Raw genomic sequence first — 11,780 nt, forward strand, 5'->3', positions numbered from 1 at the left:
TCGGCCGCGATGCTGCCGCAGGGCGGCGCTGCTGCCGACGCAGGTTTACTGCCCAGGAAGGCCGCCGGAGGGCGGCGCCGGGGCCCGACCCGGGTTAACCGGCCGGTCAAGGAATTTTCTGCCGTGTTGTTCGTTGGGATTGGTAGTCTAAGCAATAGCTCGCCCCCTGACGATGGAGGACAACAAGATGGCAATCGGAGGAAATCCGGTTTTCAACAACCCGAAGGCGTTCCGCGGCTCGCCCGCGGGCCCTGCCGGAGCCGGCTCCGCCGTGCTCGCCGGCCAGACCCAGCTTTCCAGCCAGCAGCTGCAGGATCTATACAACCAGCCGTCGGCGGGCCCCGCCCAGACCGGCCGGATGACCTATGACGACGTCATCCTCAAGACCCTGGCATGCCTGTCCCTGGTAGTCGTCGGCGGTGCGATCGGCTGGATGTTCCCGATCCTGCTGATTCCGGGCATGATCGCCGGCCTGGTGCTCGGGCTGGTCAACGCCTTCAAGCGGGAGCCGTCCAAGGGCCTCATCCTGGCCTATGCCGCCGCCGAAGGCCTGTTCGTCGGCGCCCTGTCCATGGTCATCGACTCGATGTACGCCGGCGTGGCCCCGCAGGCCGTGCTGGGCACCGTGTGCGTCTTCGCCGTCACGCTGGCCCTGTTCAAGAGCGGCAAGGTCCGCGCCACCCCCAAGGCCATGCGCTTCTTCATGATCGCGCTGATCGGCTACGCGCTCTTCTCGCTGGTCAACCTGGGCCTGATGTGGTTCGGCGTGCTGGACAACCAGTGGGGCATGCGCGGCGCTGAGATCATGGGCATCCCGCTGGGTGTCATCATCGGCCTGCTGGCCATCGGCCTGGCCGCGTTCTCCCTGATCGTCGACTTCACTTCGATCGAGCAGGGCGTCCGGCAGGGCGTGGACCGCAAGTACTCCTGGACCGCCGCCTTCGGCCTGACCGTGACCCTGGTCTGGCTCTACGTGGAGATCCTGCGCCTGCTCGCCATCCTCCGCGGCGACGAGTAAGCGGCCCATCCTCACCCACCGACCCCGGCCAGTGCGCCGGGGTCGGCTGTTTAAGCGGCGACCCGCTACGGTGGAACCATGACGGGCCAGCGCAGCCGGGCAGCGACCGGCGAGCAGTTTGAACTGCGGCGCGCCGGGTCGCGGGCCGTGGTTACCGAACTGGCGGGCTGCCTCCGGCTCTTCGAAAAACAGGGCGTGCAGCTGACCGAGACCTTCGGCGACGACCGCATCCCACCCTCGGCCTCGGGCATCCTGCTGGCGCCCTGGCCCAACCGGGTGGACGGAGGCCGTTGGGAACTCGACGGCGCCGTACAGCAACTGGACATCACCGAACCGAGCCGCGGCCACGCCATCCACGGGCTGCTCCGCAACACCGGCTACCGGCTGGTCGACCGCAGCGGGTCAGCGGTAGTGCTGCAGGCAGAGATCTTCCCCCAGCACGGCTACCCCTTCCGGCTCAGCCACGTTGCCGAATACTCCCTGGACCAGGCCGGCGACCTGACCGTCCGGCAGGAACTGCAAAACCTGTCCGCGGCCGCCGCACCTGTCGCACTGGGCGCGCATCCCTTCATCCGGCTCGGAGACGAACCCGCCGACCGGCTGACCTTGACCGTGCCGGCGGCGCGGTACTTTCCGACGGACCGGCACACCATGATTCCGACGGCGGATGTGCCGGTCACCGGCCAGTGCGACCTGCGCGGCGGAAGCCGGCTGGCGGAGCTGGACATCGATCACGGCTACACCGCCCTGTCCGCCGGCCCGGGTGGCCGCGCGGTGACCACGCTCGCCTCGGAGAGCGGGTCGGCGGTCGCGCTGTGGCAGGACGAAACCTTCCCCTACGTCCATGTCCTGGTGACCACAAAATATCCGGGCCGGGACCGCGCCGTCGCGGTGGAACCGATGACGGCACCCGCCAACAGCTTCAATTCCGGCCTGGGGCTTCAATGGCTGGAGCCCGGTGCAACGGTCGGCGGGAGCTGGGGCATTACGGCGCAGCTTCACTGAACGCACGGCTGGGTCACAGTATGAAACTATTGGGTGTATGAACCGGTCCTTCCCCGAAAACCGTCCGCTGCCGGCCGGACGTTTGGCCGGAGTTGACGGCCAACACCACGTCCGCGAGGACGTTCCCTATGCGCTGCGGATCAGTGCGGCCTGGGCGTGGCGGGTGGGGTTGATCTTGGTGGTGGGCGGACTGCTGGTCTGGCTGCTCAGTTTCGTCTCGCTGCTGATCATCCCGTTGATGGTCGCGGCCCTGATCGCCGCCTTGATTTCCCCCGTCGTCCGGTTCCTGCTCAAGGCCAAGGTTCCCAAGAGCCTGGCCGTCGTCATCACCATCCTGGGCTTCCTGGGGCTGATTGGCGGGGCGCTCTCCCTGGTCGGCCGGCAGCTCTACATCGGCTTCAGCGAGCTGTGGGACCAGGTGATGCAAGGCATCGGCCAGGTCCAGGGCTGGCTGACGGACGGGCCGCTCCGCCTGACCAACGAACAACTCAACGACTACCTGAACGAAGGCCTGGACCAGCTGCAGAACAACAGCAGCGCGATCTTCTCCAGCGCCCTGAGCGTCGGGTCCACCGCCGGGCACCTGGTCACCGGACTGCTGCTGACCATCTTCGCGCTGATTTTCTTCCTCTACGACGGCGACCGGATCTGGCGTTTCATGGTCGGCCTGCTGCCCAAGAAGGCGAGGGCGGCCGGCTATGGCGCCGGCCGCCAGGGGTGGACCTCCATGGTCCACTACATCCGGGTCCAGATGTTCGTCGCTTTCGTCGACGCCGTCGGCATCGGCGCGGGCGCGGCCATCATCGGCGTGCCACTGGCACTTCCGCTGGGCGTCCTGGTATTCCTTGGCTCCTTCGTCCCGATCGTCGGCGCCCTGCTCACCGGGTTCGTCGCCGTCCTCCTGGCACTGGTGGCCAACGGCTGGGTCAACGCGCTGATCATGCTCGCCATCGTGCTGGGGGTTCAGCAGCTGGAGGGCCACGTGCTCCAGCCGCTGATCATGGGCAAGGCAGTCTCGCTGCATCCCCTGGCCGTCGTGCTGGCCGTGGCTGGCGGCTCGATGGTCGCGGGCGTCGCCGGCGCACTCTTTGCCGTCCCCCTGCTGGCGATCCTCAACGCGGTCGTGAAATACATCGCCGCCCGCGGATGGGAAACCGACCCGGCCCTGGGCGCGCCGCCACCGGTGGAAGAACCCTACCGGGCACCGGAACCGGCACTGGCTTCGCCGGGTCCCGGAAATCCGCCCGAGCCCTCAGACCGGGAACCCTCCCGCCGACGCCGCGTCCTGCTGCACAGAAAAGAGACCGACAAGTGACAGTCACCGCCCAGCTTCCCGTCACGCTCGACGATATCCAGGCCGCCCGGAAAACCCTCGACGGCATCATCGCCAAGACGCCGATCGAACAATCCCGCGCCCTGGGCCGGACGGTCGGCTCCGACGTGTTCTTCAAATGCGAGAACCTGCAGCGGGCCGGGTCGTTCAAGGTCCGGGGTGCCTACGTGCGGATGGCCGGGCTGTCCGATGCGGAGAAGGCACGCGGCGTCGTGGCTGCCTCCGCCGGCAACCACGCGCAAGGCGTGGCGGTGGCGGCGGCCCGCCTGGGCATCAAGGCCCGCATTTTCATGCCGCTCGGCGTCGCCCTGCCGAAGCTGGCGGCCACCCGGGGCCACGGCGCCGAAGTCGTGTTGCACGGCCACAATGTGGACGAGGCACTCGCCGAGGCGCAGCGCTACGCGGACGAGACCGGAGCGGTCTTCGTGCATCCGTTCGACAACCCGGACATCATCGCCGGGCAGGGCACGCTGGGGCTCGAGATCCTGGAGCAGGTCCCCAACGTCGAGACCATCGTCATGGGCGTCGGCGGCGGGGGACTGCTGGCAGGCGTCGCCACGGCCGTCAAGGCCAGGGCGAAAGAGCTGGGCCGCGAGATCAGGGTGATCGGCGTGCAGGCGGAGAATGCGGCCGCCTACCCTCCCTCCCTGGCCGCCGATGCGCTGGTGCCGCTGCAGAAGGTCTCCACCATGGCCGACGGCATCGCCGTCGGCCGCCCCGGGCAGTTGCCGTTCTCCATCATCCGTGAACTGGTCGACGACGTGGTCACGGTCAGCGAGGACGCCCTGGCCCGCGCACTGATCTTCCTGGTGGAACGGTCCAAGCTGGTGGTCGAACCTGCCGGTGCCGTCGGCGTCGCCGCGCTCATGGAGGGTGTCATCCCGGACCCGGGCACCACGGCGGTGATCCTCTCCGGCGGAAACATAGATCCCATGCTGATGCTGAAGGTGATCCAGCGGGGACTGTACGCTTCCGGCCGGTTCATGTCCGTGCGGATCATGCTCGACGACCGACCCGGCTCGCTGGCCACGATCTCGCGCATCATCGCCGAATCGGACGCCAACGTCACGCGCGTGGACCATACCCGCATCGGCGGGTCCATCAGCATGGGCGATGTTGCCATCACCATCGACATCGAGACAAAGGGCCACGAGCACTGCGAACTGGTGCTCGGCAGCCTCCGCGCCGCTGGCTTCCAGCCCATCGTCGTGCACTGACCGTGGCCGCCGGAAGCCGTGGACTGCGCCCCGCACCGGCGCTGGCCGGTGCCGTGGCACTGGCGGCACTGCTCTGGGTGGTCTTCCTGGTCAACATCTTCGCCGGCGGGTACTTCAGCCTGCTGCTGGGCATCGCGCCACGGCGGCTCGACGGGCTTGACGGTGTGGTGTTCGCGCCGCTGCTGCACGCCGACACCGGCCACCTGTTGAGCAACACGGTCCCGCTGCTGGTACTCGCGTTCCTGACGCTGCTGGAAGGAATCCGGCGGTTTTGCGTGGTGCTCGCCTGCAGCTGGCTGGCCTCCGGGCTAGGGGTCTGGCTGACGGGTGCTGGCCTGACCATCGGCGCCTCGGGCCTGGTCTTCGGGCTGTTGGCCTACTTGTTGGTACGTGGCTTCTACAATCACAGCTGGCGCCAGATCCTGCTGGCCGCGGTCATCTTTCTTTTCTACGGTTCGGTGTTGTGGGGAGTCCTGCCGACGGCGCTGCCCGGGATCTCCTGGCAGGCGCACCTGTTCGGGGCGGCCGGGGGAGTCGCCGCCGCCGTGCTGCTGCGCCGCAGGCGGGGCCTGCGCTGAACCCGTTCCCGGCGTGCGCCGGCCGACGCCTGCTGCCGCATACGCCGAAGGCGGGCTCCCGCAGGAGCCCGCCTTCGACGATGATGGTGCGTAATCAGCCGGCGTAAGGCTTGGCGGAAATGATCTCCACACTGATCTGCTTGCCGTTAGGCGCGGCATAGGTGGTGGATTCTCCCGCCCGCAGGCCGTGGATGGCCGCACCCAGCGGAGACTTTTCGCTGTACACGTCCAGTTCGGATTCGCCGGCGACCTCGCGGCTGCCCAACAGGAAGCGCTCGGTGTCGCCTGCGATCTTCGCTTCGATGACCATGCCCGGCTCCACGATGCCGTCGTCGGCGGGTGCCTCGCCCACGTGGGCGTTGCGCAGCAAGTCGGTGAGCTGACGGATCCGGGCCTCGGCCTTGCCCTGTTCTTCCTTGGCGGCGTGGTAACCGCCGTTTTCCTTGAGATCCCCCTCCGAGCGGGCCTGTTCGATGCGGTCGACAATCTCTGCCCGGCCGGGGCCCGAAAGGTGATCCAGTTCAGCCTTCAGGCGGTCGTAGGCTTCCTGAGTGAGCCAGGCGACGGGTGCGCTGGAAGTGGACACGTAGTTCTCCTTAATTGCTGCCGGTACCGCTGGAGGCGGGCCGGCACGGTGGCTCTTTGCACAAAAGGCCGCCAAGGTGGCGGCCACTCCATGCAAAGACCCCGCCGTGAAGGTGAATCATTCGTTCTGGGAGTTCCCAGTTCACCGGGGGGCGGGGCAGTGTATTTGCTCAATTGTAGTCAGCCGCCGCCGGTTTTCCCAATAACTCGATGGCAAAAGAACCGCGGCAGCCTGGAAAGGCACGCCGCGGGTGCGCCCGGCGGGAGGGTCAGCCGCCGGTGCCGGCGGGCCAGCAGCTGTCCACGCCGCCGGAAACGGCCAGGGATTCGGTCCGGAGCTGGACGCGGTGCGCCGTGGTCTGGGCGGTAGCCCCTTCGGCGGCGGGCCCGATCGTGGCGACCTTCCAGCCGACGACGGCGTAGTTCTCACTGAGGGCCTGAACGGCGCAATGGACGGTGGCCTCGGGATCCTTGGTGACTTGGAAGTCCACGGTGATGTGGCCGGCGTCGGCCACGGCAAAGCCAACGTCCTTGCTCTCGATCTGCGGCCCGTCCTGGCCCAGGGCAAAGAAACCGGCGCCGATGATGGCCACGCCCAAAGCCCCGCCGGCCAGTGCCAGTTTGCTGCGGCGGGACAGCGTCCGCCGCGGTGTGCCGTAACGTTCGGAAACCGTTAAGCTGGGGGGAGTCTGAGGGGTTCGGGGGCCGGAGGTGCTCACGCCCTCAAGTTTAGCTTCCCACCCACCCACGCAAGATTTCCCAGGAGCAGCCACGTGAGCTTCGATGCAGCCCAGCCGGCGCAGAGTGAGGGACTGCGCCTGCTGGCGGTCCACGCCCATCCGGACGACGAATCCAGCAAGGGCGCCGCGTCCATGGCGCGTTATGCCGCCGAAGGCGTCCAGGTGCTCGTCGCCACCTGCACCGGCGGCGAACGCGGAGACATCCTCAACGCGGAGGCCGCGTCCGATCCGCAGGCGCACCGGGACCTGGCCGGTTTGCGGCGGGTGGAGATGGCCCGGGCGGCGGCGGAGCTGGGCGTGCAGCATCGCTGGCTGGGGTTCGCAGATTCGGGCCTGCCGGAAGGGGATCCGCTGCCGCCGCTGCCGTTCGGCAGCTTCGCCACCCTGCCCCTCGAGCGGGCGGCGGCTCCGCTGGTGAGGCTGGTCCGCGAGTTCCGCCCGCATGTGGTGATCAGCTACGACGAGAACGGCGGCTACCCGCACCCGGACCACATCATGGCCCACAAGGTGGCGGTGGAGGCCTACCACGCTGCCGGTGATCCGGAGCGCTACCCGGACGCGGGCAGTCCCTGGGAGCCGCTCAAGCTTTACTATGACCGCGCGTTCAACCCGGAACGGTTCCGGGCACTGCACTACGCACTGGAGGAAGCCGGGCTGCAGTCGCCCTACGCCGCACGCCTCGCGGCGTGGCTGGAGGCCGACGCCGAGGGGCATCAGCCGCCGATGCCGAACCACCGCACCACCACGCAGATCGACTGCGGCGACTTTTTCCGCCACCGCGACCGCGCGCTGCTGGCGCATCGAACCCAGGTGGAGCCCACCGGGTTCTTCTTCGCGGTCTCCGAGGAGATGCAGCGGACCGTCTGGCCGTGGGAGGATTTCTCGCTGATCCACGCCCGGGTGGAGACCAGCGTGCCGGAAACGGATTTTTTTGCGGGCATAAGATAGACCTTGCAGCCAACCAGCACCGGAGCCGAATTTTCCGGGACGCAGCCAGAAAGAGACTGAAACTTGCCCCTGATCCAGATCCTTGCCGCCGTCGCCGCCGGTGCCGGCGAACCCAGTCTCCGGCCCGGCCTGGACGCTGACCAGGTTTCGCCCGGCCCCTGGGGCTTTTTCTTCACCTTTGGCCTCGCGGCCGTGGTGGTTTTCCTGATCTGGGACATGAGCCGGCGCATCCGGCGGGTGCGCTACCGCGCCCAGGTGGAGGAGAGCGGCGGCCAGGATTCGCCCGCGGCCGGGCCTGAAGCGTCCGGGCAGGCGGGCCCCGCCGGCGGGGGCGGGTACGCCGACGGCGGCGGCACCGAAACCGGGAGCACGAACGAACGCAGCGGCCGCTCGGGCCGCCCGGACCGCCGGGAGTAACCATGGCCGGCAGACTGCGCTCGGAGGCTTCGGCCTACTTGCGCCAGCATGCCGGGAACCCGGTGGACTGGTGGCCGTTCGGTGACCAGGCCTTTGAACAGGCCCGTCTGCGCGACGTGCCTGTTTTCGTTTCGGTCGGCTATGCGGCGTGCCACTGGTGCCATGTGATGGCCGGTGAGTCCTTCGAGGACGAGGCTACGGCCCGGTACCTGAACGAGCATTTCATTCCGGTCAAGGTGGACCGGGAGGAACGCCCGGACGTGGACAACGTCTACATGGCGGCCACGCAGCTGATGACCGGCCAGGGCGGCTGGCCGATGAGCGTCTTTACCCTGCCCGACGGCCGGGCCTTCTACGCCGGCACCTACTTCCCGCCGCGGCCGCTGCCGGGCCAGCCATCCTTCCGCCAGGTGCTCCAGGCGGTCCATGAAGCCTGGGAGCAGCGCCGGGACGCCGTTGAAACCACTGCCGCCTCGCTGGCCGAGGCCCTCGCGCAGGCGGGGGAAGCCAACCGTGAGCTCCTCGGGGACCTCACTCAGGGGTCCGACGACGCCGCCGATCGGTCCCGCGATCCCGGGCAGGGACCCGTGCAGGTGTCCACGGGCGGCTGGGGTGCGGGCCGCCCGGTCCTCGAGCAGGCCGTCGAGGTCCTGGCGCGGCAGGAGGACACCGTCTTCGGCGGGTTTGGCGCGGCACCCAAATTTCCGCCGTCGGCCGTGCTGCACTTCCTGCTCCGGCATGCCGCGGCCTCGCGGTCCGACACGGCTGGCCAGGCCGCCGCGCTATCGTCCCGGACGTTGCAGGTTATGGCCGGGTCCGCGTTGTACGACCAGGTGGAGGGCGGCTTTGCCCGCTACGCGGTGGACCGTCAGTGGTCCGTGCCGCACTTCGAAAAAATGCTCTACGACAATGTCCAGCTGCTGCGCGTGTATGCGCAATGGGCCTTCCAGTCTTCGGTCGGGGCCGAGAGGGACCTGGGGCGCGCGGTCACGGCCGGCACGGCGGACTGGATGGTGGGCCGGCTGCGGTTGGCGCACGGCGGGTTTGCGTCCTCGCTCGACGCCGACACCGTCGTCGACGGTGTCCACCACGAAGGCGCAACCTACCTGTGGTCTCCGGCAGAGCTGCGGGAGCTGCTCGGCGCCGACGACGGCGGCTGGGTTGCCTCCGTGATGGGCGTGCGCGAGCGGGGCAACGTCACCGCCACCGGCTCGACCTTGCACCCGGGACGACTGCTGGAACCGGACGAGCGGCAGCGGTGGGAAGGGCTGCGTCCGGTGCTGCTGGCCGCCCGGCAGGAACGGCCGCAGCCGGAGCGGGATGAAAAAGTCGTCGCCGGGTGGAACGGCCTGGCCGTGGCCGGGCTGGCCGAAGCCGGCGAGCTGCTGGGGCGGCCCGAGCTGACCGCCGCCGCGGTGGCCGCCGCGGACTACCTGCTGGCCGTGCACCTGGACGGCTCCGGCCGGCTTGCCCGGGTGTCGCACAACGGCACTGCCCAGCACTTCGAAGGCTTGCTGGAGGACTACGCCGGCTGCGCGGAGGGGCTGTTCTCGCTGTATGCGGCCACCGGGGAGCCCCGCTGGTATGCCGCCGCGGAAGCGCTGGTGCTGCGCGCGGAGGAGCTGTTCCTGGAGGCGGGACAGCTGAGCGACCAGGCGGCCCCCGCCGCCCAGGTGGCTGCCGCCGCCGGATCCGTTCCGCCCGCGGATCCGCTGGAGAGCGCCACTCCCAGCGGCACCGGCCTGTTGGCCGGCGCGTTGGCCACCTATGCCGCCTACAGCGGCTCCGCCCGGCACCGGGAGTTGGCGGGCCGGCTGCTGGGTTACCTGGAGCGGATTGCCGTGCGCGCCCCGCGTGCCGCCGGGTGGGGCCTGGCCGCTGCGCAGGCACTGGCGGCGGGGCCGGTAGAGCTGGCGGTCACGGGGGCTCCGGGCGCGGCCGCCGAACTCATAGCCGCGGCGCGCGCAACCGGCAGCCCGGGCCTGGTTGTCGCGCGTTCCGGAGAGGCCCGGCCGCCGGAGGGGGCGCCGCCGCTGCTGGCTGATAAGCCCGCCCCGGCTGAAGGTGCGCTGGCTTACGTGTGCCGCGGGATGGTGTGCCGGCGGCCGGTGGCAACCGTCGACGGCCTGCTCGCCGAGCTGGGCGCGGGAGCAGGCTGAGTCCGGCACTTTTTCCGGACGCCCGTGGTGAGAGTCAACCGGAGTTGCCGAGCACCGCGATCATGATGGCGAGGTAATGGCAGGCGAAAGCCACCACGGTGCAGGCATGGAACAGCTCGTGGAAGCCGAACCAGGTGGGAGAGAAATCCGGCCGCTTGATCCCGTACACCACTGCACCGCCGATGTAGAGGACTCCTCCCGCGCAGATCAGGACCGCCGCGGGCACGCTGGCAGCGAAAAAGTCGGGCAGGTAGAACAGCGCGGCCAGCCCGAGTGCGCAATAAACCGGGACGTAGAGCCAGCGCGGGGCGTGGGGCCACAACACCCGGAACCCGACGCCGGCGATGGCGCCGGCCCAGATCAGCCACAGCAGCAACGTGGCCTTCGCCGGCTCCAACAGTGACCAGGCCAGCGGCGTGTACGTTCCGGCGATGACCAGCATGATGTTGGTGTGGTCCAGGCGCTTGAGCACCAGCTTGACGTGCGGGCTCCAGTTGCCGCGGTGGTACACGGCGCTGACCCCGAAGAGCAGCACGCCCGTGACGGCGTAGACCGCGCAGGCCCATTTGGCCGCTGCCGTTGGTGCCAGCGCCACGAGGACGATCCCGGACACCAGGGCCAGCGGGGTGGCCCCTGCATGCAGCCAGCCGCGGAACTTCGGCTTGATGTTGAGCGCGTCGGCTACCTGCTCCACGGCCCGCTCGATGGGGCCGTCCGTCGCCTCCCGCCGGGCGGGGGAATCCTCGTAGCCGCCCCGGTAACCGGAGGGCCCGGAGGCGGCGCCGTGTTCACTCATGCGGTAATTCTAGCGGCCGCCGCCACTCCTTGTTACCGGCCGGTAACAAGGAGTGGCGCGGAACCGGCCGGGCGGGGGGATAGAATTCTAAGTCGTGAACGGGCGATCAGGAAGGCGGGGTGCGGTGTCTCTTCCCGGCGTCCTGTACCGCCTGTATGAGCGGCGGCTGCAGCGTTCGCTGGCGCCCGACCGTATCCCGGGCCACATCGGTGTGGTGGTCGACGGTAATCGGCGCTGGGCCAGGCTGGCCGGGGCGCCCACCCGGGAAGGGCACCAGGCCGGAGCCGACAAGATCCTGGAGTTCCTGGGCTGGTGCGGCGACCTGGGCATCAAGGTGGTCACGCTCTACATGCTGTCCACGGACAACATGGGCCGTTCGGAAGACGAGTTGCGCGAACTGCTGGGTGTCATCGGCAACACCTTGGACCGGTTGGGCGAAGGCAAGAACGTGCGCGTCCATCCCGTCGGCGCGCTGGAGACGCTCCCGGCCGACCTCGCGGCCAAACTCAGCGATCTGGGGGAGCAGACCGCGGGGGTTAACGGCGTCCACGTGAACGTGGCCGTGGGCTACGGCGGCCGCCGGGAAATCGTTGACGCGGTCAAAGGCCTGCTCCGCCATGCCGACGCCGAAGGCAAGAGCCTGGCAGACGTCGCGGATACGCTGGCGGTCGAGGACATCTCCGGCTATCTCTACACCAGCGGCCAGCCGGACCCGGACCTGGTCATCAGGACCTCGGGTGAACAGCGGCTCTCCGGCTTCCTGATGTGGCAAAGCGCCTACAGCGAATACTACTTCTGCGAGGCCCTGTGGCCGGATTTCCGGCGTTTGGACTTCCTGCGCGCGCTACGCGACTACGCCAGCCGGCAGCGCCGTTTCGGCGCCTGACGCGGCCGGCGGAGCGGGCGGCGGGCCGGCGTCGTTGCTGTTACGCAAAATTCATTGAAACGATTTCTTCCGCGCCCTTGTCTTAGTGAATTACATCC

At 68.9% G+C, this 11,780-nt stretch carries 12 protein-coding genes; 9 read left to right on the forward strand and 3 right to left on the reverse strand.

Annotated elements, in window-relative coordinates:
• The first annotated feature begins 187 nt into the window (after nt 1–187).
• The 5 genes from AC5RW2_RS01915 (at nt 188) to AC5RW2_RS01935 (ending at nt 5,151) form a co-directional block, all read left to right on the forward strand.
• Nucleotides 188–1,018: a Bax inhibitor-1/YccA family protein gene (locus AC5RW2_RS01915; RefSeq protein WP_494073571.1), complete on the forward strand. Its 831-nt coding sequence runs from the start codon at nt 188–190 to the stop codon at nt 1,016–1,018.
• A gap of 78 nt (nt 1,019–1,096) precedes the next feature.
• The gene (locus tag AC5RW2_RS01920) at nt 1,097–2,023 is read left to right on the forward strand and encodes an aldose 1-epimerase family protein (protein ID WP_494073572.1); all 927 of its coding nucleotides are present in this window, start codon (nt 1,097–1,099) and stop codon (nt 2,021–2,023) included.
• Nucleotides 2,024–2,060: 37 nt separating this feature from the next.
• Nucleotides 2,061–3,338: an AI-2E family transporter gene (locus AC5RW2_RS01925; protein ID WP_494001471.1), complete on the forward strand. Its 1,278-nt coding sequence runs from the start codon at nt 2,061–2,063 to the stop codon at nt 3,336–3,338.
• Complete coding sequence (ilvA, locus tag AC5RW2_RS01930; protein ID WP_494073573.1) at nt 3,335–4,573, forward strand: threonine ammonia-lyase; 1,239 nt, start codon at nt 3,335–3,337, stop codon at nt 4,571–4,573. Before AC5RW2_RS01925 ends, ilvA begins: the two co-directional genes overlap by 4 nt.
• A gap of 2 nt (nt 4,574–4,575) precedes the next feature.
• Nucleotides 4,576–5,151 carry a rhomboid family intramembrane serine protease gene (locus AC5RW2_RS01935; RefSeq protein WP_494073574.1) on the forward strand — a complete coding sequence of 192 codons (576 nt, stop codon included), beginning with the start codon at nt 4,576–4,578 and terminating at the stop codon, nt 5,149–5,151.
• A 94-nt stretch (nt 5,152–5,245) separates the two neighbouring features.
• Here AC5RW2_RS01935 and greA read toward each other — a convergent pair whose 3' ends face one another.
• Nucleotides 5,246–5,737 carry a transcription elongation factor GreA gene (gene greA, locus AC5RW2_RS01940; protein ID WP_494001468.1) on the reverse strand — a complete coding sequence of 164 codons (492 nt, stop codon included), beginning with the start codon at nt 5,735–5,737 and terminating at the stop codon, nt 5,246–5,248.
• A 268-nt stretch (nt 5,738–6,005) separates the two neighbouring features.
• A complete protein-coding gene (locus tag AC5RW2_RS01945; protein ID WP_494014376.1) occupies nt 6,006–6,455 on the reverse strand; it encodes a DUF4307 domain-containing protein in 450 nt (149 codons plus the stop codon).
• A gap of 54 nt (nt 6,456–6,509) precedes the next feature.
• Here AC5RW2_RS01945 and mca point away from each other — a divergent pair, with 54 nt between their 5' ends.
• The 3 genes from mca to AC5RW2_RS01960 all read left to right on the forward strand — a co-directional run bounded on the left by mca (nt 6,510) and on the right by AC5RW2_RS01960 (nt 10,000).
• Nucleotides 6,510–7,424 carry a mycothiol conjugate amidase Mca gene (gene mca / locus AC5RW2_RS01950; RefSeq protein WP_494026082.1) on the forward strand — a complete coding sequence of 305 codons (915 nt, stop codon included), beginning with the start codon at nt 6,510–6,512 and terminating at the stop codon, nt 7,422–7,424.
• A gap of 63 nt (nt 7,425–7,487) precedes the next feature.
• Nucleotides 7,488–7,841: a hypothetical protein gene (locus tag AC5RW2_RS01955; protein ID WP_494026081.1), complete on the forward strand. Its 354-nt coding sequence runs from the start codon at nt 7,488–7,490 to the stop codon at nt 7,839–7,841.
• 2 nt (nt 7,842–7,843) lie between these two features.
• The gene (locus tag AC5RW2_RS01960; RefSeq protein ID WP_494073575.1) at nt 7,844–10,000 is read left to right on the forward strand and encodes a thioredoxin domain-containing protein; all 2,157 of its coding nucleotides are present in this window, start codon (nt 7,844–7,846) and stop codon (nt 9,998–10,000) included.
• 34 nt (nt 10,001–10,034) lie between these two features.
• On the opposite strand, the gene trhA is transcribed toward AC5RW2_RS01960, so the two are convergent.
• A complete protein-coding gene (trhA, locus tag AC5RW2_RS01965; protein WP_494073576.1) occupies nt 10,035–10,796 on the reverse strand; it encodes a PAQR family membrane homeostasis protein TrhA in 762 nt (253 codons plus the stop codon).
• Between the two features lie 124 nt (nt 10,797–10,920).
• Between trhA and AC5RW2_RS01970 the strand changes: the two genes are divergently transcribed.
• Complete coding sequence (locus AC5RW2_RS01970; protein ID WP_494001462.1) at nt 10,921–11,682, forward strand: isoprenyl transferase; 762 nt, start codon at nt 10,921–10,923, stop codon at nt 11,680–11,682.
• Nucleotides 11,683–11,780: the final 98 nt, after the last annotated feature.

The sequence above is a fragment of the Arthrobacter sp. B0316-1-20 genome, from assembly GCF_059091865.1.